This is a genomic window from Streptomyces sp. NPDC001709 (assembly GCF_053596375.1).
Genome location: NZ_JBSFGB010000004.1, coordinates 276,876 through 298,864, shown reverse-complemented (window position 1 = coordinate 298,864; position 21,989 = coordinate 276,876). Strand labels below are relative to the sequence as shown.

The window sequence follows — 21,989 nt, the reverse complement described above, 5'->3', positions numbered from 1 at the left end:
AGGCTTCCGCTCAGCGAACCTGCTTCGCTACTGTCCCGCTACGCACACGCCCCGTGGCAGCGCCGCCGCGGAGCGCAGCCGTGAAGCGACACGGCCCGGAGCCGCCGGGCCGTCCTGCCGATCGGCGGCCTCTGATGCGCGTCGCCGACGGGACTCGGTGACGCATCCGTCGCGCAGAGACCGTCGACCTCACCACCAAAGGAGTGGGCGTCGTGACCGCGGAGACCTCTCAGACGCTCGACCGGGGACTGCGTGTCCTCAAGCTGCTGGCCGACACCGACCACGGGCTGACCGTCACCGAGTTGTCCACGAAACTGGGCGTGAACCGTACCGTGGTGTACCGGTTGCTCGCCACACTTGAACAACACGCCCTCATACGGCGTGACTTGGGCGGGCGAGCCCGGGTCGGGCTCGGGGTCCTGCGGCTCGGCCGGCAGGTGCATCCGCTGGTGCGGGAGGCCGCGTTGCCCGCGTTGCGGTCGCTCGCGGAGGACATAGGGGCGACGGCGCACCTGACGCTGGTGGACGGGACGGAGGCGCTGGCCGTCGCCGTCGTCGAACCGACGTGGACCGACTATCACGTGGCGTACCGGGCCGGGTTCCGGCACCCGTTGGACCGGGGCGCCGCGGGCAAGGCGATCCTGGCGGCTCGGCAGTCGCCCTCCGTGGATCCCGGGTACACCCTCACGCACGGGGAGCTGGAGGCCGGGGCGAGCGGGGCCGCGGCGCCGTTGGTCGGGGTCACCGGGGTCGAGGGCAGCGTGGGTGTGGTGATGCTGGCGGACGCCGTGCCGGAGCGGGTGGGGCCGAGGGTGGTCGAGGCGGCCCGAGAGGTCGCCGAGGCCCTGCGCTGATCAGCTGACACAGTCGGCACCGCCCCCTTTGCACATCCGGCCAATCCTCGACCCGCACGTTTGGCCGATCCGCGCACCTGTCGCTCGTCCCCCCTCCGCATCATCAAGGGCCATACACCCCAAGGCGGAGGGAACAGCGCGGTGGACACAGTGGGCACCCGGCCGGAGGCCACAGCACAAGAAGCGAGCACACGTCGACTCACCCGGCGCCAGCCGGTGCAACGCCTCGTCGGCGAGGCCGCCGGCAGCCCGCTCAGGCGGACCATGGGCGTGGCCCAGCTGACGCTGCTCAGCGTGGGCGCCACCCTCGGTACCGGGATCTTCGTGGTGCTCGGGCAGGCCGTGCCGGAGGCCGGTCCGGCCGTCGTCGTCTCCTTCGTCCTCGCCGGTGTCACGGCCCTGTTCTCGGCGCTGTCGTACGCCGAACTGGCCGGCATGATCCCCGGCTCGGGATCCTCCTACAGCTACGCGTACGCCACCCTCGGCGAGCTGGTCGCCTGGGTGTGCGGCTGGTGTCTGATCCTGGAGTACGGGGTGTCGGTCGCCGCCGTCGCCGTGGGGTGGGGGCAGTACGTCAACGAACTCCTCCGGCTCACCTTCGGGGTGACCCTCCCCGACTCGCTCAGCGCGCCGCCCGGTGCCGGCGGCACCCTGAACATCCCGGCCGCGCTCATCGTCGTACTCGCCATGGTCGTCCTGCTGCGCGGGGCCAAGGAGAGCGCCGTCGCCAACACCATCATGGTCGCCGTCAAGATCGCCGCCCTCGTGCTGTTCTGCGCGGTCGCCTTCACCGCCTTCCGCGCCGGGAACTTCCACCCCCTCTTCCCGCTCGGCGCCGCCGGCATGAGCGCCGGAGCGGCCTCCCTCTTCTTCTCCTACATCGGGTTCGACGCCGCGTCGACAGCGGGTGAAGAGGCCCGGAATCCGCAGCGGGACCTGCCGCGCGCCATCATCCTGTCCCTCGTCCTGGTCACCGCCCTGTACGTGCTCGTGGCGGTCGCCGCGCTCGGCGCCATGCCGTGGAAGCAGTTCGCGGGGACCGAGGCCACGCTCAGCGAGGTGCTCGTACGGTCCGTCGGGGGCGGGAACCTCTGGCCGATCCTGCTGTCCGTCGGCGCCGTCGTCGCCACCACCAGTGTGGTGCTCACCGTGCAGTACGGGCAGATCCGCATCCTGTTCGCCATGGCCCGGGACGGGCTCGTGCCGCCCCTGTTCGCCAAGGTGCATCCCCGGACCGGTGTGCCCCGCGCCAACACCGTGATCGTGTCCGGCTTCATCGCCGTCCTCGCCGCCCTGGTCCCGCTCGGCAGCCTCGCCGACGCCACCAGCATCGGCACCCTGTTCGCGTTCATGCTGGTCAACCTGGCCGTCATCCTGCTGCGCCGGCGCAGCCCCGGCATCCCGCGCTCCTTCCGGGTGCCGTTCTCGCCCGTCACGCCCCTGCTCGGCGTCGCCTTCTGCCTCTACATGCTGGGCAGCCTGGGCGCCGACACCTGGATCGCCTTCGGGGCCTGGATGGCCGCCGGGCTCGTCATCTACGGCCTCTACGGCATCCGGCACTCCAAGCTCGACCAGCCCCAGCAGCAGGACCTCGAGCTCGACCAGCCCCAGCAGCAGGACCCCGCATGACCGTCCCCGTCCTCGACCTCTCCGCCGACGTCGTCACCCTCACCCGAGCCCTCGTCGACCTGCCCTCCGAGAGCGGGCGGGAGGGCGTCATCGCGGACGCCGTCGAGTCCGCCCTGCGCGCCCTTCCGCACCTCACCGTCGACCGGGTCGGCAACTCCGTCGTCGCCCGCACGCAGCTCGGCCGGTCCGAACGTGCCCTGGTCGCCGGGCACCTGGACACCGTTCCGGCCGCCGGGAACCTGCCCTCCCGGCTCGCCGACGGCCGCGTGCACGGGCTCGGTGCCTGTGACATGAAGGGCGGGGTCGCCGTCGCCCTGCGGCTCGCCGCGACCGTGCCGGCGCCCGGCCGCGATCTCACCTACGTCTTCTACGAGTGCGAGGAGGTGGAAGGGGACCGCAACGGGCTCGCCCGGATCGCTGCCGAACGGCCCGAGCTGCTCGCCGACGCCGGGCTGGCCGTCCTCATGGAGCCCTCCGACGCGGGTGTGGAGGCCGGCTGCCAGGGCATCCTGACCGCCGACATCGTGGTCAAGGGCGCCCGCGCCCACACCGCCCGCGCCTGGCAGGGCGTCAACGCCGCCCACAAGGCCGGCCGGGTCCTGCGGCGGCTCGACGAGCACCGGCCCGAGCGGGTCGTGGTCGACGGCCTCGAGTACCGGGAGGGGCTCAGTGCCGTCGCCGTACGGGCCGGGGTCGCCGGGAACGTCGTACCCGACGAGTGTGTCGTCACCGTCAACTGCCGCTTCGCGCCCAGCCGTTCGCCCGAGGACGCGGAGGCGTACGTGCGCTCGCTCTTCCCGGAGTACGAGCTGCACGTGAGGGAGGTCGTCGCGGGGGCCCTGCCGCACCTCGACCGGGTCGGCGGGCTCGTCGCCGCACTCGGTGCCGAGCCCCGGCCCAAGCTCGGCTGGACCGATGTCGCCCGGTTCACCGCGCTGGGAGTGCCCGCGCTCAACTACGGCCCCGGGGACCCGTCCCTCGCCCACACGGCGGGGGAGTACGTCCCCGTGGCGCACCTGGAGCGGTGTGAGGCCAGGCTCAGGGAGTGGCTGAGCTGAGGCCCGCCAGGGTCCGCAACTGCAGCCACAGCACCAGCCGTTCGTCGGGGTCGTCCAGGTCGACCCCGGCGTGCTGCTGGAGCTGTCTGAGGCGGTAGCGGCAGGTGTTGGGGTGTACGGCGAGGAGTTTCGCCGCGCCCGCCATGTCGCAGCCCGCGTCCAGCCAGCAGACCAGCGTGCGGGCGTACTCCGTGCCGTGTTCCGCGTCGTAGGCCAGCACCCGCCGCCACGCGCCCGCGCTCAGCTCCCGCCGTTCGCCCATCACTTCGGTCAGCCGCAGCAGGGTGACGCGCGCCCGCACCTCGTCCACCGCGGCCACCGGCAGCTGCGCGTCCAGCACCCGCAGCACCAGGTCCGCGTCCGCCCGCGAGTCCGCGAGCCCCGCCGCGTCCGGCACGACCTCGCCGAGCGCCGCCCGCACCGGCACCCGCAGCGCCTGTCCGGCCCGCGCCACGATGTCCTCGGTGAGCCGCTTGTGTCGCCGGCCGGAGCCGGGCAGCACCGCGTACACCACCCCGCCCACCAGCACACCCGCGTGCCGCCCGTAACGCGCCTCGCACTGCAGTCGTACGACGTCCAGCAGGCGCAGCGCGGTGCGCTCGGCGTCCGGGACGCTCGCCGCGGAGTCCAGCACGAAGGCCGCCACCCGGGCGGGCCCCGCAACTCCCAGCCGTTCGGCGGCCGTTGCCGGATCCGCGGCCGTGCCGTCCAGCAGGCGGCGCAGCAGCTCGCTGCCCCGGTGCCGGGCCAGCTCCCGCGCCGCGCGCGCCCGCAGCAGGAGCAGGGCGGCCGTGGAGGCGCCCTGGGCGAGGGTGTCCTTGGCGTCCGGGGCGAGCGCGCCGCCGTCGATCACCCACACCGAGCCGAGCGTCTCCCCGCCGGCCCGCACCGGCATCGCGAGACGGGGCAGGTCCCCCTCGGCCAGCGCGGGCAGCCTGAGCGGGCGGTCGGCGGCGAACAGCCGGCGGTACTGCTCGGTGTTCTCCGTGCTGGCCGGCACCTGCCGGCCGAGGATGCCCTGCCGGCGGTCCTCGTCCACCGGCTGACCGGGGACGGTGGAGTAGGCGAGGATCCGCTGCCGGGGGTCCTCGATGGCGGTGGCCCCGCCGGTCGCCGTAGCGATCGCGTCGGCCAGCGCGAACAGGTCGCCGAGCCCGTTGCCGGAGGCCGCGGCGGTGGGCTGGGCGGCGATGGCCGAGGCCAGCAGCAGGTGCACATGGTGCCAGGCGGCGTCCTCGGCGACCGAGAGGAGTGCCACGCCGTGCGCCTCCGCCTCCGCTACCGGGCCGTCCGCGCCGCGCACCACCACCCCGGTCAGCCCGGCCCGCGCCGCCGCCCGCAGCAGCGGACCGCACTCGGCCGCCGGCACGCCGACCGCCAGCAGCAGCGCGCCGGGCAGCCGGGGGAGCGGGATGTGGCCGTCGTGGAGCACCGCCTCGGTGACCGGTACGGCCTGACCGGCGGGGGCCGTGTGCAGGCGCAGGGCCGGGCCGCCGACGACGTCGAGGAGGTCGCCGAGGGTGCAGACGTCCATGAGGGTCCCCAGCAGGCTGTTGGCGGATGGTGAAACGAACGTACGCATGCCTTGGCCGCTCGCACAACACAGGCGGACCCGGCTCCTTCGAGACTCGTGCCATGACAGCAGGAGTCACCATCCGTACCGTCCACGACGTCGCCGGGCTCGCGGCCGTGGCCGACTATTTCAGCGACGTCTGGCAGACGCCCCGCACCGCGCCGCCCTACCCGGCCGAGGTCCTGCACAGCCTGGTGCACGCCGGCGGCGCGGTGCACGCCGCCCACGACGGGCCGCGGCTCGCCGGGGCGTCCGTCGCCGTCCTCGGCCCCGAGCGCAGCACGTACTCGCTGGTGGCCGCCGCCGACCGGGGCCTCGGGCACGCCGTGAAGCTGGCCCAGCGCGACTGGGCCGTCGGCCTGGGCGCCCGCACCATGCGCTGGACCTTCGACCCGCTGGTCGGCCGCAACGCCCGCTTCAACCTGGTCAAGCTGGGCGCCGCCGGCACGGAGTACCTGGTCGACTTCTACGGCCCGATGACCGACGGCGTGAACGACGGCGACGAGAGCGACCGGCTGACGGTGACGTGGCAGCTGACCGCGCCGGCACAGCCGTACGACATCGAACCCCGCGGACCGGTCATCGCCACCGCCCCCGACGGCGACCCCCTCCTGCGGCGCGACGACCGGCACATCTGGTGCCGGGTGCCCGAGGACATCGTGAAGCTGCGCGCCGCCGACCCGGCGCTGGCGCTGCGCTGGCGGCACGCGGTGCGCGACGTCTTCCTCCGGGCCTTCGCGGAGGGGTTTCGGGCCACCGGGATGTCCCGCGACGGCTGGTACACCCTCACCCGGACGGAGGCGGGCGCATGAAGCTCGAACGCGTCGAGATCGTGCACGTGGCGATCCCGCTGGTCACCCCCTTCCGTACGTCCTTCGGGACGATGACGACGAAGGACACCTTCCTCCTGCACGTCGTCACGGACGCGGCCGAGGGCTGGTCGGAGTTCGCCGCCGACCCCGAGCCGCTGTACTGCTCGGAGTTCGTCGCCGGCGCCGAGATCGTGCTGCGCGACTTCCTGCTGCCCCGTCTGGCCGCCGTACCGCACCTGACCACGGCCGCGCTGGCCCCCGCGCTGGCGAAGATCAAGGGGCACGAGCTGGCGAAGGCGGCCCTGGAGACGGCGGTCCTGGACGCCGAGCTGCGGTCGTACGGCATGCCGCTCGCGACCTATCTCGGCGCGGTTCGGGACCGGGTGCCCGCCGGGGTGTCGGTCGGCATCAAGAACTCGGTGGCCGAGCTGCTGGACGACGTCGAGCGCTATCTCGCCGAGGGGTACGTCCGCATCAAGCTGAAGATCGAGCCCGGCTGGGACGTGGAGCCGGTACGGGCGGTCCGCGAGCGCTTCGGCGCGGCGCTCCCCCTCCAGGTCGACGCCAACACCGCCTACACCCTCGCGGACGCCGAGCACCTGCGAGGCCTCGACGACTTCGGGCTGCTGCTGATCGAGGAGCCACTGGCGGAGAACAACCTGCACGCCCATGCCCAGCTGCAGAGACGCCTGCGCACCCCCGTCTGCCTGGACGAGTCCCTGCACCATGCCTCCGACACCGCCGCCGCGATCGCGATGGACGCCTGCCGGGTGGTGAACGTCAAGCCCGCCCGCGTCGGCGGCTACCTGGAGGCCCGCCGCGTCCACGACGTGGCCCACGCGCACGGGGTCCCGGTGTGGTGCGGCGGCATGCTGGAGACGGGCATCGGCCGCGCCCCCAACCTCGCCCTGGCCGCCCTCCCCGGCTTCACCCTCCCCGGGGACACCTCCGCCTCCTCCCGCTACTTCGCCGAGGACATCACCGAGCCGTTCGTCCTGGTGGACGGCCACCTCCCGGTCCCGGTCACCCCCGGAATCGGCGTGGAGCCGCTGCCGGAGGCCCTGCGCCGGTTCACTCGGGGGCGGCGGGACCTGTACGCGGCATAAGGCACAGGTCGTGGTCACGTTAGATTGATCCCGTGCTCTCACGTCTCACGCGTCCCCAGGCCGTAGCCGTCTGCGCTCTTCCCGTCGTGGCCCTGCTGGCCACGGCGGTGTTCGCGCCGCTGCCGTTCTCGGTGGCCGAGCCCGGGATGACGGCGAACGTGCTGGGGTCGAACAAGGGCACCGAGGTGATCACCGTCTCCGGTGCGCCGGTCCGCAAGACCAGTGGGCAGTTGCGGATGGTCACGATCGTGGCGACCGGTCCGGACACCCGGGTGACCCTCGGTGACGTGGTCGGCAACTGGTTCCGCACCGACCGGGCCGTCATGCCCCGTGACGCGGTCTACCCGAGCGGTAACACCGTCAAGGAGATCCAGGAGCACAACGAGGCCCAGATGCGGCAGTCCCAGGACGCGGCGACCCAGGCGGCGCTGAAGTACCTGGGGCTGAGCGCCGGCAAGGTCAAGGTCACGCTGAAGCTCGCCGACGTGGGCGGGCCGAGCGCGGGTCTGCTGTTCACGCTGGGGATCATCGACAAGCTGCACGGCGACGGCAGCGGCGGCGACCTCACGGGCGGCCGCACCATCGCCGGCACGGGCACGATCGACGCCTCCGGCACGGTCGGCGCGGTCGGCGGGGTGGCCCTGAAGATGCAGGCCGCCCGGCGGGACGGGGCGAAGGTCTTCCTGGTGCCGAAGGCCGAGTGCGCGGATGCCGCGCCGGAACTGCCGGAGGGGCTGCGACTGGTACCGGTCACCACGCTGAAGGGCGCGGTGGACTCCCTGGTGGCCCTGGAGAAGGGCAAGGGTTCCGTGCCGAGCTGTTAGGCCGGCGCCGGCTCGGCCTGGGGGCGGAGGCCAGGCGCAGGCCGACCTCCACGAGGGTCCAGCCGAGGCGGGTGCGCAGTTCGGCGGAGGGCCTCACCCGGGCGGCGAGGCGGTACTGCTCGGCCTGGGCGCGCAGGTCGGCGGCGTGCAGGTGGGCGAGCTGGGACTGGGTGTGCATGGCGCTGCCTCTCAGTCGGTCCTGGTCGGAAACAGGTGGGTGTGGATGCGCACCATCTCCGCCTCCGGGGTGTCCTTGCCGGGGGCCATGGTCCGGAACTCGTCGACAAGGGCGTGCATCCTGCCGACCAGGTCCCGGGCCAGCTCTGGCGTCAGCCGAAGCGTCATGTCGCTCATGTCGGTGGAGCGGGCCCAGGCGTGTGACCACTCGTTCCGGGTGGCCAGCCAGGTCGACAGCTCGCGTGTGGGTGTTCGCGACCTCGTGCAGGAACGTGTCCATCGCGCCACGCACCTCCGGGTCGGCGTCCCGGAACTCGTCGCTGTCGAAGACCATTGGGCGGCGAGCCGGCGCAGGTGGTAACTGGTCGCTCCGCTGGACTCGCCCGGTTTCGCGGCCAGTTGGGAGGCGGCGGCTGGTCCGCCGTGCCGCAGCGCGTTCAGCAGCTCCATCCGCAGCGGGTGCGCCAAGACTTCTTTGCAACGCTCTCTTTGCATCAACTTCTTTGCACGCCCGCCGCCTTGGCCTCCCTACTTCACGAACCCCTCCGCCTTCATCCAGTCCAGCGCCACCTGATGCGGATCCTGCCCGTCCACGTCCACCCTGCCGTTCAGGGTCTGCGCCACGGAGTTGTCCAGCTTCTTCGTGACGGGCTCGATGACGCCCGCGATGGCCGGCCACTTCTTCAGGACCTGGGTGTTGATCACCGGCGCCGCGTTGTAATCGGGGAAGAACTTCCTGTCGTCCGCCATCACCACCAGGTTCATCGACTTGATGCGCCCGTCGGTGGTGAACACCTCCCCGTAGGTGCACTTCCCCTTGGCGACCTGCGTGTAGATGATCCCGGTGTCCATCTGTGTGACGTTCCGCGCCGGCACGCTCATCCCGTACGCCTTCTCCAGGCCGGGCAGTCCGTCGGCCCGGTTGGCGAACTCGCTCTCCACGCACAGGGTGACGGCACCGGAGTCCTTCCTGGCCAGCGCGGCGACCTCCGAGAGCGTCCGGGTGCCGTACTTCTCGAAGCCGGCCTGGTTCATGGCGAGGGCGTAGGTGTTGTTCAGCTGCGCGGGCGGCAGCCAGGTCAGCCCGTTCCTCGCGTCGGCGTCCCGTACCGCCTCCCACTGCCGCCGCGGATCCGGGATCGGCTTGCCGTTGCCCAGGTAGGTGATCCAGCCGGTGCCCGTGTACTCGAACTGCGCGTCCGCGTCCCCCTTCTTCACCGCCTCCCGCGACCCGATGGACCCCTGGATGCCCGTGCGGTCCAGCACGTCCGCGCCCGCCGCCTGGAAGGCGATCCCCATGATCGCGCCGAGGATCAGCTGCTCGGTGAACTCCTTGGAGGTGACGGTGAGATGAGCCCCCTTGAGCGGCTCGCCCCGGCCGATCGTGCCGGGCCCCACGTTGTCGACCATGGGGGAGCCGCTGGTCAGGCCGCAGGCAGAGGCCATCAGCAGTCCCGCCGCCGTCAGGCACGCCCCGCGTCTCATGTGCCCACCTCCAGGCCGCGCGGGCGCATCAGCACCTCCGCCAGTGAGGCCAGCCAGTCCACCAGCAGGGCGAGCGCCACGGTGAGGACCGAGCCCAGGACCAGCACCGGCATGCGCTGGGTGGTGATGCCGGTGGTGATCAGCACGCCCAGGCCGCCGCCTCCGCCGAAGGTGGCCAGGGCCGCCGTACCGACGTTCAGGACGAGGGCCGTTCTGACGCCCGCGAGGATCAGCGGGACCGCGAGGGGGAGTTCGACCTTGGTGAGCACGCCGAGCGGGGACATGCCGATGCCGCGGGCCGCCTCCAGCAGGGTCGGGTCGTTGGCCCGGAGGCCGGCGATGGTGTTGGAGAGGACCGGCAGGATCGCGTAGGCGATGATGCCGATCAGGGCGGCCTTCGTACCCGTGCCGAGCCAGATGACCAGCAGGGCCAGCAGGCCGATCGCGGGAGTCGCCTGGCCCATGTTGGCGAAGGCCATCGCCACCGGGGTGGCCCTGCGGAAGGCCCGCCGGGTGAGCACGACGCCCAGCGGGATCGCGATGATCAGCACGAAGAAGGTGGAGATCACCGTCAGCTTCACGTGCTGCCACAGCGCCTTGGAGACCTGGCCGCCCGACAGCGCGTTCTGCGAGATCGTGTCCAGGTGGGCCTGCCGGAACCACAGCCAGGTCGCCAGCAGTACGGCCACCAGGAAGGCGGGCAGGACCGTCAGCCGCTGCCAGGACAGGCGCCGCGCGGGCGGGCGCCGGGCCGGCGGCGGGGCCTCCTGCTCCGCCTCGCCCTCGTCGCGGAAGGCGAGCCCCCTGACCTCGTGCTCGCCGTCGGGGCGCGGCGCCTGCGGGGCGGTGCTCACGCCTTCTTCACCCCTCCCGGCCCCTCCTGCTCCAGATGGGTCTGCTGGGCGCGCGCCTCCTCCAGTTCGTGCTGGGCCTCCATCGCCTCGAGGCGGTCGGCCTCCAGCAGTTCGTGCACGGAGTTCATCAGGGTCTCCATGTCGACCACGCCGATGTACTCACCGCGCCGCCCGGTCACCGCGACCCGGCCCGCGTTGTCCGTCAGTACGGCCTCCAGCGCGTCCCGGAGGGTCGCGTCCCGGGTCACCGTGTCGTGCACCAGCGTGCCCGCGCGGGCCAGTGAGCCCCGGGCCCGCATCAGGTCGCCGCGCCGCAGCCACTTGTAGGGGCGTCGGCGCCTGTCCAGGAGCAGGATCTCGTTGGTGCCGCTGGTGCGCAGATGACCGAAGATCTGCTGGAGCGGGGTGTCCACGGTCACCGTCGGGTACTCCCGCATCTCCACGTCCCGCACCCGGGTCAGGTTCAGCCGCTTCAGGGCCGCGCCCGCGCCGACGAAACCGGACACGAAGTCGTCGGCCGGGTTGGTGAGGATCGCCTCCGGGGTGTCGAACTGGGCGATGTGCGAGCGTTCGCGCAGTACGGCGATCCGGTCGCCCAGTTTGATCGCCTCGTCGAAGTCGTGGGTGACGAACACGATCGTCTTGTGCAGCTCGTGCTGGAGCCTGATCAGCTCGTCCTGGAGGTGATCGCGGGTGATCGGGTCGACCGCGCCGAAGGGCTCGTCCATCAGCAGCACCGGCGGGTCGGCGGCCAGGGCGCGGGCCACGCCGACGCGTTGCTGCTGGCCGCCGGAGAGCTGGCGCGGATAGCGGCCGTGGAACTCGCCTGGGTCGAGCCCGACCAGGTCGAGCAGCTCCTCGACCCGGTCCCGGATCCGCTTCTTCGGCCAGCCGATCATCTTCGGCACCAGGGCGATGTTCTGGGCGACGGTCATGTGCGGGAAGAGACCGGCCGACTGGATGGCGTAGCCGACCTTGCGGCGCAGCTTCACCGGGTCGATGTCGGTGACGTCCTCGCCGTTGATCCGGATGCGTCCGCCGGTCGGCTCGATCAGGCGGTTGATCATCTTGAGCGTCGTGGACTTCCCGCAGCCGGACGGGCCGACGAAGACGACCGTCTCGCCCGCCTTGATCTCCATGCTCACGTTGTCCACGGCCGGCTGCTGGCTGCCCGGATACCGCTTGGTCAGGTTCTCCAGCTCGATGGCGGCGCCATGGCTCTGTTCGGCGGACGTCCCGGAGGTCGTCTCAGACACGGATCCCCCTCGGAATGGTCAGCCGGCCGATCAGGACGTACACGGCGTCGAAGAGGAGGGCGAGGATGATGATCCCGAGCGTGCCCGCGAGCACCTGGTTCAGCGCGTTCCTGCTGCCCAGGGAGGCCAGCCCGCGGAAGATCTCGTTGCCGAGGCCCGGGCCGGAGGCGTAGGCGGCGATGGCGGCGATGCCCATCAGCATCTGCGTGGAGACCCGGATGCCGGTCAGGATCGGCGGCCAGGCCAGCGGCAGCTCCACCCGCACCAGCCGCATCGGACGGGACATGCCGATGCCCCGGGCCGCGTCCACCAGCGTCGGGTCCACCCCGCGCAGGCCCACGATCGCGTTCCGCACGATCGGCAGCAGCCCGTACAGCGTCAGCGAGATCACGGTGGGCGGCACGCCCAGGCCGACGACGGGGATGAGCAGACCGATCATGGCGAGGGAGGGGATGGTGAGGATGGTGGAGGTGGCGGTGGTGGCGAGGTTGCCGGCCCAGTCGGTGCCGTAGGTGACGACCCCGATCAGCACCCCGATGACGGTGGCCAGGACCATGCACTGGAAGACCGCGCTGGCGTGCTGGAAGGCGTCCGTGAGCAGCTGCTGGTGGCGGTTGCCGAGGTACTCCCAGAAGTCCATCCGCGCTCACCGCCCCGGATCGGCCTACGTGCCTTTCGCGTCCTGGGCGGCCTGTTCCACCAGGGGGATGATCCGCAGCGGAACGGGGTTCTCCATGACGATCGTCGTGGAGGCCCGGACGATGCCATCAAAACCGACGACCCGGTCGATCACCCGCTGGAGATCGGCGTTCGAGCGGGCCACCAGACGGCACAGCATGTCCCCGCTGCCGGTGGTGGTCAGCAGTTCCAGCACCTCCGGCACGGTCGCCAAGTGCGCCCGGACATCGGCCCCTTGGCCCTGCCGGATCTGCAGCGTCGCGAAGGCCGTCACCGGATATCCGAGGGCCGCCGGATCCACCTGCGGCCCGAATCCGCGGATGACTCCATTCGACTGAAGCCGGTCCAGACGCGCCTGCACCGTGCCCCGGGCGACCCCCAGCCGCCGGGACATCTCCAGCACGCCGATGCGCGGCTCCCGGGCGAGGAGCACGATGATTCGCCCGTCCAGATGATCGATCGCCACGGCACCCCCAAGGGTGGTCATCCTGCACAGAAAGACCGCCGACACGGTCGTATCACTAAGCAGATTGCCCAGTGAATACGGAAACTATTGCGCACCTTGCAGAGCGGGGCCACCCTTCCGCTATGACGCAGACCACACACCACACTCCCGACACCGCCCGGCAGGCCGACCCCTTCCCGGTCAAGGGAATGGACGCGGTCGTCTTCGCCGTGGGCAACGCCAAGCAGGCGGCGCACTACTACTCCACCGCCTTCGGCATGAAGCTGGTCGCCTACTCCGGACCGGAGAACGGCAGCCGCGAGACCGCCAGTTACGTGCTCGAGAACGGCTCCGCCCGATTCGTGTTCACCTCGGTGATCAAGCCGAGCAGCGCCTGGGGCACGTTCCTCGCGCAGCATGTGGCCGAGCACGGCGACGGCGTCATCGACCTGGCCATCGAGGTCCCGGACGCCCGCGCCGCGCACGCCTACGCCGTCGAGCACGGCGCCCGCTCGGTCGCCGAGCCGTACGAGGTGAAGGACGAGTACGGCACCGTCGTCCTCGCCGCGATCGCCACCTACGGCGAGACCCGCCACACCCTGGTCGACCGCTCCGGCTACGACGGCCCCTACCTGCCCGGTTTCGTCGCCGCCAAGCCGATGGTGGAACCGCCCGCCCAGCGCACCTTCCAGGCCATCGACCACTGCGTCGGCAACGTCGAGCTCGGCAAGATGGACGAGTGGGTGGCCTTCTACAACAAGGTCATGGGCTTCACGAACATGAAGGAGTTTGTGGGCGACGACATCGCCACCGAGTACAGCGCGCTGATGTCGAAGGTCGTCGCGGACGGCACCCTGAAGGTGAAGTTCCCGATCAACGAGCCCGCGATCGCCAAGAAGAAGTCCCAGATCGACGAGTACCTGGAGTTCTACGGCGGCGCGGGCGTCCAGCACATCGCGCTGAACACCAACGACATCGTGCAGACGGTCCGCACCATGCGCGCCGCCGGTGTCGAGTTCCTCAACACGCCCGACTCCTACTACGACACCCTCGGCGAGTGGGTCGGCGACACCCGCGTGCCGATCGAGACCCTGCGCGAGCTGAGGATCCTCGCCGACCGTGACGAGGACGGCTATCTGCTGCAGATCTTCACCAAGCCGGTCCAGGACCGTCCGACGGTCTTCTTCGAGATCATCGAGCGGCACGGCTCGATGGGCTTCGGCAAGGGCAACTTCAAGGCCCTGTTCGAGGCGATCGAGCGGGAGCAGGCCAAGCGGGGCAACCTGTAGGCACGGCTTCCTAGGCGTAGAAGAGCGAGACGGCCTGAGCGATCGCGCCGGCCGTCTCGCTCGGCCGGGGAGCGGCACCGGGCAGCCCCCTCTCATGCCGGTCGATCACCTCCCAGAGACCGGAGAGGGTACGGCCCGGCGGGATCTCGACGTACCAGGTGAAGCCGCGCGGCCGCGGCGGGATTCCGGCGTCCGACAGATAGGAGTTGGCCTCCTCCTCGACGATCACCTGGTCGGCCGCGGTGCGTTCGGGATCCGGATCACCGTGGACGCGCACGGCGTGGCCGGGCCCGGCGTACCAGCACACGGCCATGTGCCACCCGGAGTCCCCCATACGCGCATAGACCCGCCCCTCTTGGGTGATCTCGACGGGGACGGCCCGCTCGCGCGGCGACGACGGCCGCGCGAGCGGGAAGTCCGACCAGGTGTGGGACGGCCGGTGCACCGCTGTCACTTCTTCGTGCTCCTCACTCCGACGGGAAGTAGCACGGGTCCGAGCCGTAGCAGTTGAAGTACGGCGTCTCGAAGAGCCTGCCGGAGAGCGGCGCGTACCCGGTGGGCACCCATGAGGCGTCCAGCGCATGGTAGTACTCGTTGGAGTTGTCCAGCCGGTCCCCGTAGCGCTGTCCGCCGTCCCAGCGGGCCATCGGGCCGTTGAGGTAGGCGCCCCCCATGGTGTCGGTGCCGCAGGGGTTGTCCGGCCAGAACGAGATCTCCTCGTAGCACTGGGTGGTGACGGTCGGGAAGTACAGCGGCGGGCCCTCGTCGAGGATGAGGGTCGTGGTCAGGCGGGGCTGGCGGCCGTTGAGGTTGTTGCGCAGGATCGCGTCGTAGGAACCGACGGTCTGGTCCCCGTAGCCGTACCAGATGTTCGCCTTGGTCTCACGGATGTAGTCGCTGATCAGCCGGGTGCACAGCCCGGTCGGCTCGCACCAGGAGTCCTCATCGTCATCGGTCGCGGCCTTCGCCGTGACGGCCGGCTTCGCGGCGGACTTGTCGAGCTGTTCCGCCTTGCCGTTCGCCAGCAGGGTCGAGCCCATACAGGCCCAGGAGGCCAGGTCGCGCTGCTGGGCGGTGGTGACGCACTTCTTCGTCGGCCCGGCGGGCACGTCGGCGGTCAAGTCATGTTGCTTGCCGTTACCGGCACCGGACGCCGTACCCACGCTCAGCAGGACGGCGGCCAGAGCGGCGACGGTGGCCGTGATGAGTCTGCGCATGTTCCCCTCCGATTCGCTCAAAGGGGATGCTAGGGAGGATCAACTCGCGGCCGACAGAAGGCTTTTCGGTGCCTTCGCCCGCTTTCCGGAAGCGGGTCAACCGGTTGTGCCGGAGAGGTGCCGGGACACGCCCGGGACCGCTGGTGAGCAAGGGAGACCCACCCGAGCCCGGTCACACAAGGGGCAAACGGCGCACGACATCGGCACGCGACACCCACGGAGCCGACCAGGACCGACCACAGTCACACGCCGGATCGGGCGGAACCGTGGCCGAAAGGAGGTGCGTCGGCTTCCGGTTCGCCCAGTTCCGACAGCGCCGTCAGCGCCACCGGAACTCGTAGCGGGGAGAAGTACGGGTTGATCTGCAGTGCTTCCCGAAGGTGCCGGCGGGCCGGGGCCCGTAGGTCCAGGGCTTGCTCGATCAGGCCGCGGTGGAAGACGTAGAGCGCGCTGCGGAGGCCGGATTCGGAGGTGTCCGTGGCGGTCGTGGCGTAGGTCAGTGCCTCCTCGTCGGCGTCCGCGCGGTGCAGTGCCCAGCCGAGTGCGTCGGCCACCTCGGTCCCCGGCTGGCGCTGCCATTCCGCCCGTAGCCGCCGTACCGCTTCCCGCGGGTCGCCGTGGTCGGCCTCGAACCGGCCCATCAGCAGGTCCTCGTCGACCCCGGCCGCCAGCTGTCGCAGTACCAGCGCTTTCATCTGTCCGTACCGGGCCCGGGCCTGCGTGGTCAGGCCGTGCGCCTCGTACAGCTCGCCCAGTTCATAGGCGTCCTGCGGGCTCGGGTGCCGGCTGAGCGCCGACCGGTACGCGGCGTACGCCTCGGTCGTGCCGCCCTGCGCGGCCAGCACCCGGCCCCGCCCGGCCTGTGCCGCCCGCTGGTCGGGGTCGAGTCGTAGGGCCGCGTCGAAGTGCCGCAGCGCGTCCGGGAGGTCCCCGCGCCCCCAGGCCAGCTGCCCGACCCCGGTCAGATAGGCGGCCTGCTCGCCCGGGGTGCCGGCGGCGGCCGCCGCGTCGGTCAGCTGGGCCACCGCGTCCTCGCGCCAGCCCCGGTCCCGGTACACCGCCGAGGCCCGCGCCATCACCGCGGGCCGTGCCGCCGCGCCGGGGCGCAGCCGGAGCAGCTTGTCCAGGGAGGCGCGGGCCGCCTTGTAGTCGCCGAGCCCGGTGTAGGCGTCGATCAGCGGCGGATACGCCGTCCACCGCTGCGGCGCCGCCTTCAGCGCCTGTTCGCCGTACCATTTCGCCGCCGGAAAGTCCCGGCGGGCCAGCGCCAGCGCCGCCATCCCGTCCAGCGCCTCGGTGTTCTTCGCCGCCTGCACCTTCAGGGACGTCTGCAGCGCCGCTTCGGCCCGTGGATAGTCCGCCGCGTCGGCCGTCCCGTTCCCCCGCTCCACATACGCGTTCCCCAGCACGGCCCACGCCCGGGCGTCCCGGGGCTGTGCCCGTACCCGCCGCTCCTGCTGCCCGATGAGCGCCGCCAGCTGGGGCAGCGCGGCCGGCACCCCCGAGGTCACCGCCGGCGCCTGCGCCCGCGCCCGCGGACCTGCGGCGGGCGGCCGGACCGGATCGTGCGGCCGTTGCCCGGGCAGCAGCCACACCGCGCCCGCCGCGACACCCCCCGCCAGCGCGAGCACCAGCACCCGGCGCAGCCACCGCCGCTTGCGGTGCGGCGTCGACGGCCCGGCCGGCAGGGACGTACCCGGCACGCACACTCGGTTGCCCATGGCGCTCACTGTGCGCCAATAAGACGAGCTGATCCGGGCGGCCCAAGGACGGCACGGATGGGGTTCACACCGATGGCCGCGAGTGTCAGGCTGTGATCATGAGCCGTATCGAAGCGCCCCGCTCCGAAGACGCCGTGGCAACGACCAACCTCACCGACCGGCTCCTGGCCGGCCTGCCCGCCGAGGCCGTCCTGACCGACCCCGACGTCACCGCGTCCTACGCCAACGACATGGCGAGCTTCTGCCCGGCCGGCACCCCCGCCGTCGTCGTGCTCCCGCGCACCGTCGAACAGGTCCAGCACGTCATGCGCGTCGCCACCGAACTGCGCGTGCCCGTCGTCCCGCAGGGCGCCCGCAGCGGCCTGTCCGGCGGCGCCAACGCCACCGACGGCTGCATCGTGCTGTCCCTCACCAAGATGGACCGCATCCTGGAGATCAGCCCCGTCGACCGGATCGCCGTGGTCGAACCGGGCGTGATCAACGCGGCCCTCTCCCACGCGGTCGAGGAACACGGCCTGTACTACCCGCCGGACCCCTCCAGCTGGGAGATGTGCACCATCGGCGGCAACATCGGCACGGGGTCCGGCGGCCTGTGCTGCGTCAAGTACGGCGTGACCGCCGAGTACGTCCTCGGCCTGGACGTCGTCCTCGCCGACGGCCGCCTGATGTCCACCGGCCGCCGCACGGCCAAGGGCGTCGCCGGGTACGACCTCACCCGCCTCTTCGTCGGCTCCGAGGGCTCGCTCGGCATCGTCGTGCGCGCCGTCCTCGCGCTCAGGCCCAAGCCGCCGCAGCAGCTGGTCCTCGCCGCCGAGTTCCCGTCCGCCGCGGCCGCCTGCGACGCCGTCTGCCGGATCATGGAGGGCGGTCACGTCCCCTCCCTCCTCGAACTGATGGACCGTACGACCGTCAAGGCGGTCAACGACCTCGCCCACATGGGCCTCCCCGAGACCACCGAGGCGCTGCTGCTGGCCGCCTTCGACACCCCGGACCCGGCCGCCGATCTCGCCGCCGTCGGCGCCCTGTGCGAGGCCGCCGGTGCCACCGAGACCGTCCCGGCCGAGGACGCGGCCGAGTCCGAGATGCTGCTGAAGGCCCGGCGGCTCTCGCTGACCGCGCTGGAGGCGGTCAAGGGCACGACGATGATCGACGACGTGTGCGTGCCCCGCTCGAAGCTCGGCGCGATGCTGGAGGGCGTCGAGCGGATCGCCGAGAAGTACCGGCTGACCATCGGTGTCTGCGCGCACGCCGGCGACGGCAACACGCACCCCACCGTCTGCTTCGACGCCGAGGACGGCGAGGAGTCCCGGCGGGCCCGCGAGTCCTTCGACGAGATCATGGCCCTCGGCCTGGAACTCGGCGGCACCATCACCGGCGAACACGGCGTCGGCGTACTGAAGAAGGAGTGGCTGGCCCGGGAGATCGGCCCGGTCGGGGTCGAGATGCAGCGTGCCGTGAAGCACGCCTTCGACCCGCTGGGCATCCTCAACCCGGGCAAGGTCCTCTGAGCCGTCGCTGCGGCCGGTCACCGGGCGAGCAGCTGGTCGAGCGCGTCGTCGATGCCCAGCCGCCCGCCCTCGCTCCCCGGGGGAACGGCCCGCAGCGTCCGCTCCAGCCAGGCCGACACCTGCGGGATGGGCGCCTCCAGCAGCGCGTCCCCGTCCGGCGAGCTGAGCGCCATCAGTACGACCCTGCGCCCGTCCACCTTCGTCGGCCACACCCGCACGTCCCCGTGCCCGCACGGCCGGAACACCCCCTCCACCAGCAGGTCGCGGGCGAACGTCCAGTCGACGGGGGAGTCGGAGTTGATGTGGAAGGTGATGTGGACGGCGTACGGATCGGCGGAGCGGTAGCTCAGCCGGGCCGGCACCGGGATGCCGCGCTCCGGCGACAGGATGAGTCTCATCTCCAGCTCCCGCTCCACCACGGTGTGATGCATGACGTTGCCTTTCTGTGTCGTCCGGGCCGCTCGGACCGGGCCCGCGCCAGGGGAGAGCGGGCAGGGGCTGGGCCATTACGCGGGTTCGGGGAAATTTTTTTCGCGGACCTGTGAGAGCCGGGTACGCAGTTGCCCGGAAAGGGGTGGGTCCTGCGGGACTGGCGCTGCGGGGTGCCCCGGTCTGATAGATGTGGAGGCCCCCATCCCACCCCCGAGCAGATACGGGACGACGGACATGAGCGCCCCAACCCCGGCCCCAGGTGACGACAGGCCCCGCGAGGGCTACTACCCGGACCCGTCCATCCCCGGATACGTCCGGTACTGGAACGGCGCCTCCTGGGTGCCCGGCACCAGCCGCCCGGCGCCGAAGGACGGCGAACCGCTCACCCCGCCGCCCGGCGTCCGCGCTGTGCCTGCGGCGGTCGAGGAGACGGGCCCGCACTTCTTCGACGAGGAGCCGGAGACACCCTCCGGGCAGGACGGCTCCGGCGCCTGGCCAGCCGGCGGCCAGACCGGTGGCCGGTCGGGGTCCGGCGGCCCGGGCGCAGGACACCCCGGGTCCGCGGGGCGGTTCGGCTCCGCCGGTGACGGCGACGGGCGTACCGCTCGGGGTGCCGATCCGCGGATCCCCGCGGAGGGCTCGGCCTCGATCCCGCCGGCGGAGGGCGGTGAACCGGACCCCGGCGGCACGTTCATCTTCCGCCGCCCGGTGCCGGGGCCCGCAGCGGTGCGGGACGACGGCACGATGACCTTCCGCCCGGTACCGGGCCAGGGCCGGCCGGGTGCACAGGCCTCCGGTCCGCAGGCTTCCGGCGCGGAAGCCGGGACGGGTTCCGGTTACGGCCCGCATGGCCCGGCACAGCGGCCGGGCTCGGGGGCGCCCGCCTCCGGCGCCCAGCCCGGCGAGGGCACCGGCTTCGGCGCACCGGGTTCGGGCCAGGGCCCCGGCGCGCCCGTGTCCGGTTCGGCAGGCGGACCCGGCGGCTTCGGGCCGCAGGGCCCCATCGGCGCACCCGCCCCGCGCTCCCCCGCATCCTCCTCGCCCCCGCCCTCGCCCGCCCCGGCCGCGGGCCCCGGCTTCGGGGCCGGCAAGGCCGCCGCCGCACGTGCCGCCGCCGCGCAGGCACCGCAGGCCCAGGGCGCCCAGCCGGCCGTGGCACCCTCGGTGCCGGCGCAGGGCGGCGCCCCGGTCACCCCGGTGACCAGCGGGCCCGGCGGCGGTCAGGCGTCCTGGGCGCAGCAGGTGCACCAGCTGGCCGGTGGCGGTGACGAGCAGCCCGTGGCGCCGTGGAAGCCGCCGGTGGAGGACCCGTTCCAGGCGGCCGCGCGCCGCCAGGCCGCCGCCCGCCCCGCCGGGCTGGGCAAGCGGTTCGCCGCCCGGCTGATCGACACGCTGGTCATGGTCGCCGTGACGGCCGCCGCGGCCGTACCGCTCGGCACCGAGGCCGCCGACCACATCCAGCAGAAGATCGACGAGGCCAGGCTGTCCGGCCGCGAGGTCACCGTCTGGCTGCTCGACGGCACGACCGCCACCAGCCTCGGCATCGTGCTCGCCGTCCTGCTGCTCTTCGGCGTCGTGTACGAGGCGCTGCCGACCGCCAAGTGGGGCCGCACCCTCGGCAAGAAGCTGCTAGGTCTTCAGGTGCGGGACATCGAGGGGCACGAGCCCCCGGCCTTCGGCGCCGCGCTGCGCCGCTGGCTGGTCTACAGCGTGCCCGGGCTGCTCGGGATCGGGATCGTGGGCGTGCTGTGGTGCCTGTTCGACCGGCCCTGGCACCAGTGCTGGCACGACAAGGCGGCGCACACTTTCGTCGCGGGCTGAGCGCGGGGCAGGGCCGTCATCCGGACGGCCGTACTCCGTAAGGCCGTCCGCGGGATGCGGAGGCGGGGCCTTCGCGGTCCACTCGGGCCATGAGCAGCGAACCGCCCCCCGGCTCCGGAGAGCAGCCCCCCGAGGACGACCCGTTCAGGAAGCGGCCCCCGTCGGACCAGGGGGCGGGCTCGCCGTACGGCACCCCGTACGGCGGCGCCCAGCGGCCCCCGCCGCCCGGCGGCTACCCCGGTGACCCGCTGGCCGGTATGCCCCCGCTCGCCGACAGCGGCAGGCGGACGCTCGCGCGGATCGTCGACATGATCCTCGTCGGTATCGTCGTCTGGCTGCTCACCTGGGCGTTCGGCGTGCGGGGGTACCAGGTCGACGGCGATCACGTCGAGGTCGGCAAGTCCGTGGGACAGTCCTTCATCGCGGCCGTGCTCTACATCGCGTACGACACGTCCATGATGAGCAAGTACGGCCAGACCCTCGGCAAGAAGTGGCTGAGCATGCGGGTGGCGAACCTGGACAACGGGGCCACGCCCTCGGTGCGGACCAACCTGGTCCGCTCCCTGGTGCTGTGGGCGCCGTTCGCCTTCTGCTGTGCCTTCGTCTGGACGGCGATCTGCGGCGGTTGGAGCTACTTCGACAAACCCTACAAACACGGCCTGCACGACAAAGCGGCCAAGACGGTGGTGGTCAGCACCGGTTGAGCGAAGTGTTATGGGTGCCCATACGAAGACCCGGTAGGGGGCCCATGCGAAAGCGGCGGGTCCGTGGGATCACGGGCCCGCCGCTTTCGTGTCGGCGCTGTTCACAAGGCCGTGGACACCGGCTGCTCCTGGGGTGCGGGCTCGGCGGACTCGGCCGCTGCCTCGGTCGCGGGGGCCTTCGGCAGCGGTACCGTCATCGCCACGAGCAGCCCGAGGGCGAGCGCGGACAGGGCGATGACGGTGATCCCGAGGCCCGAACTCGTCTGGGACAGCAGCAACATGGCGAGCGTCGAGAAGATCACGGTGCAGGAACCGTAAACGAGCTGTGCGGCAGTCGGACGAGGCATGGCAATCGTGTCCTCGGAAGTTCGGGGTATGGGCGGTGCCGTTCGACTCTCTTCGCGTGCATGCCCGAACGGGACGCCTGGTAAGCGTGACCTAACCCACGGTACCGGTGCACGGGGGGCGCACAGGAAGCACGGCATCCGCGCGGTATCCGTAAAGCGGACGTCAGTTTCGCATAGTGCACAGGAAGTGGCCGAGTCA

21 protein-coding genes and 1 pseudogene are annotated in these 21,989 nt (G+C 72.0%); 10 read left to right on the top strand and 12 right to left on the bottom strand.

The window, feature by feature from the left end; all coding sequences use genetic code 11:
- Window positions 1–212 precede the first annotated feature (212 nt).
- From ACWC0C_RS08585 to dapE, 3 genes are all read left to right on the top strand, one after another.
- The gene (locus ACWC0C_RS08585; protein WP_449199381.1) at window positions 213–854 is read left to right on the top strand and encodes an IclR family transcriptional regulator; all 642 of its coding nucleotides are present in this window, start codon (window positions 213–215) and stop codon (window positions 852–854) included.
- Window positions 855–995: 141 nt separating this feature from the next.
- Complete coding sequence (locus tag ACWC0C_RS08580; protein ID WP_450862637.1) at window positions 996–2,483, top strand: amino acid permease; 1,488 nt, start codon at window positions 996–998, stop codon at window positions 2,481–2,483.
- Window positions 2,480–3,541: a succinyl-diaminopimelate desuccinylase gene (gene dapE, locus ACWC0C_RS08575; protein ID WP_450862636.1), complete on the top strand. Its 1,062-nt coding sequence runs from the start codon at window positions 2,480–2,482 to the stop codon at window positions 3,539–3,541. The genes ACWC0C_RS08580 and dapE overlap by 4 nt, the downstream gene beginning before the upstream one ends.
- Here dapE and ACWC0C_RS08570 read toward each other — a convergent pair.
- Entirely contained in the window at window positions 3,522–5,123 is a 1,602-nt protein-coding gene (locus ACWC0C_RS08570) for a PucR family transcriptional regulator (protein ID WP_450862634.1), read from the bottom strand. The genes dapE and ACWC0C_RS08570 overlap by 20 nt on opposite strands.
- A 53-nt stretch (window positions 5,124–5,176) precedes the next feature.
- Here ACWC0C_RS08570 and ACWC0C_RS08565 point away from each other — a divergent pair, with 53 nt between their 5' ends.
- Genes ACWC0C_RS08565 through ACWC0C_RS08555 form a run of 3 tightly spaced genes read left to right on the top strand, consistent with a single transcriptional unit; the run spans window position 5,177 to window position 7,856 of the window.
- A complete protein-coding gene (locus ACWC0C_RS08565) occupies window positions 5,177–5,926 on the top strand; it encodes a chorismate synthase (RefSeq protein ID WP_450862632.1) in 750 nt (249 codons plus the stop codon).
- On the top strand, window positions 5,923–7,032 hold the full coding sequence (gene menC, locus ACWC0C_RS08560) for an o-succinylbenzoate synthase (protein ID WP_450862630.1): 1,110 nt from the start codon (window positions 5,923–5,925) through the stop codon (window positions 7,030–7,032). The genes ACWC0C_RS08565 and menC overlap by 4 nt, the downstream gene beginning before the upstream one ends.
- A gap of 32 nt (window positions 7,033–7,064) precedes the next feature.
- Window positions 7,065–7,856, top strand: a complete 792-nt coding sequence (locus tag ACWC0C_RS08555) for a S16 family serine protease (RefSeq protein ID WP_450862628.1) — start codon at window positions 7,065–7,067, stop codon at window positions 7,854–7,856.
- 189 nt (window positions 7,857–8,045) lie between these two features.
- On the opposite strand, the pseudogene ACWC0C_RS08550 reads toward ACWC0C_RS08555, so the two are convergent.
- The 6 genes and pseudogenes from ACWC0C_RS08550 to ACWC0C_RS08525 form a co-directional block, all read right to left on the bottom strand.
- Window positions 8,046–8,528: pseudogene (locus tag ACWC0C_RS08550) on the bottom strand (winged helix-turn-helix domain-containing protein).
- A gap of 33 nt (window positions 8,529–8,561) precedes the next feature.
- Entirely contained in the window at window positions 8,562–9,518 is a 957-nt protein-coding gene (locus tag ACWC0C_RS08545) for a glycine betaine ABC transporter substrate-binding protein (protein WP_450862626.1), read from the bottom strand.
- On the bottom strand, window positions 9,515–10,372 hold the full coding sequence (locus ACWC0C_RS08540; protein WP_450862624.1) for an ABC transporter permease: 858 nt from the start codon (window positions 10,370–10,372) through the stop codon (window positions 9,515–9,517). The genes ACWC0C_RS08545 and ACWC0C_RS08540 overlap by 4 nt, the downstream gene beginning before the upstream one ends.
- Entirely contained in the window at window positions 10,369–11,628 is a 1,260-nt protein-coding gene (locus ACWC0C_RS08535; protein ID WP_450862622.1) for a betaine/proline/choline family ABC transporter ATP-binding protein, read from the bottom strand. Before ACWC0C_RS08535 ends, ACWC0C_RS08540 begins: the two co-directional genes overlap by 4 nt.
- Window positions 11,621–12,268, bottom strand: a complete 648-nt coding sequence (locus tag ACWC0C_RS08530; RefSeq protein ID WP_449199391.1) for an ABC transporter permease — start codon at window positions 12,266–12,268, stop codon at window positions 11,621–11,623. Before ACWC0C_RS08530 ends, ACWC0C_RS08535 begins: the two co-directional genes overlap by 8 nt.
- Before the next feature lie 24 nt (window positions 12,269–12,292).
- Entirely contained in the window at window positions 12,293–12,772 is a 480-nt protein-coding gene (locus ACWC0C_RS08525) for an Lrp/AsnC family transcriptional regulator (protein WP_449199416.1), read from the bottom strand.
- 122 nt (window positions 12,773–12,894) lie between these two features.
- On the opposite strand from ACWC0C_RS08525, the gene hppD reads away from it, so the two are divergent.
- Window positions 12,895–14,040 (top strand): 4-hydroxyphenylpyruvate dioxygenase, encoded by a 1,146-nt coding sequence (gene hppD / locus ACWC0C_RS08520; RefSeq protein ID WP_449199392.1) that lies wholly within the window; start codon window positions 12,895–12,897, stop codon window positions 14,038–14,040.
- A gap of 10 nt (window positions 14,041–14,050) precedes the next feature.
- Here the strand turns inward: hppD and ACWC0C_RS08515 are convergent, their stop codons facing one another.
- The 3 genes from ACWC0C_RS08515 to ACWC0C_RS08505 all read right to left on the bottom strand — a co-directional run bounded on the left by ACWC0C_RS08515 (window position 14,051) and on the right by ACWC0C_RS08505 (window position 16,978).
- Entirely contained in the window at window positions 14,051–14,494 is a 444-nt protein-coding gene (locus tag ACWC0C_RS08515; RefSeq protein WP_450862620.1) for a DUF5956 family protein, read from the bottom strand.
- 13 nt (window positions 14,495–14,507) lie between these two features.
- Complete coding sequence (locus tag ACWC0C_RS08510; RefSeq protein ID WP_450862619.1) at window positions 14,508–15,257, bottom strand: hypothetical protein; 750 nt, start codon at window positions 15,255–15,257, stop codon at window positions 14,508–14,510.
- A 242-nt stretch (window positions 15,258–15,499) separates the two neighbouring features.
- A complete protein-coding gene (locus ACWC0C_RS08505) occupies window positions 15,500–16,978 on the bottom strand; it encodes a tetratricopeptide repeat protein (protein WP_450862618.1) in 1,479 nt (492 codons plus the stop codon).
- A 92-nt stretch (window positions 16,979–17,070) separates the two neighbouring features.
- On the opposite strand from ACWC0C_RS08505, the gene ACWC0C_RS08500 reads away from it, so the two are divergent.
- A complete protein-coding gene (locus ACWC0C_RS08500) occupies window positions 17,071–18,486 on the top strand; it encodes an FAD-binding oxidoreductase (protein ID WP_450862616.1) in 1,416 nt (471 codons plus the stop codon).
- A 17-nt stretch (window positions 18,487–18,503) separates the two neighbouring features.
- Here the strand turns inward: ACWC0C_RS08500 and ACWC0C_RS08495 are convergent, their stop codons facing one another.
- Window positions 18,504–18,917: an SsgA family sporulation/cell division regulator gene (locus tag ACWC0C_RS08495; RefSeq protein ID WP_450862614.1), complete on the bottom strand. Its 414-nt coding sequence runs from the start codon at window positions 18,915–18,917 to the stop codon at window positions 18,504–18,506.
- Window positions 18,918–19,152: 235 nt separating this feature from the next.
- Here ACWC0C_RS08495 and ACWC0C_RS08490 point away from each other — a divergent pair, with 235 nt between their 5' ends.
- Together ACWC0C_RS08490 and ACWC0C_RS08485 are read left to right on the top strand one after the other, a co-directional pair.
- Window positions 19,153–20,739: an RDD family protein gene (locus tag ACWC0C_RS08490; RefSeq protein ID WP_450862612.1), complete on the top strand. Its 1,587-nt coding sequence runs from the start codon at window positions 19,153–19,155 to the stop codon at window positions 20,737–20,739.
- 89 nt (window positions 20,740–20,828) lie between these two features.
- Window positions 20,829–21,443 (top strand): RDD family protein, encoded by a 615-nt coding sequence (locus tag ACWC0C_RS08485; RefSeq protein WP_450862610.1) that lies wholly within the window; start codon window positions 20,829–20,831, stop codon window positions 21,441–21,443.
- Window positions 21,444–21,544: 101 nt separating this feature from the next.
- On the opposite strand, the gene ACWC0C_RS08480 is transcribed toward ACWC0C_RS08485, so the two are convergent.
- Window positions 21,545–21,790, bottom strand: coding sequence for a hypothetical protein (locus ACWC0C_RS08480; RefSeq protein ID WP_449199400.1), 246 nt, complete (start codon window positions 21,788–21,790; stop codon window positions 21,545–21,547).
- Window positions 21,791–21,989 lie beyond the last annotated feature (199 nt).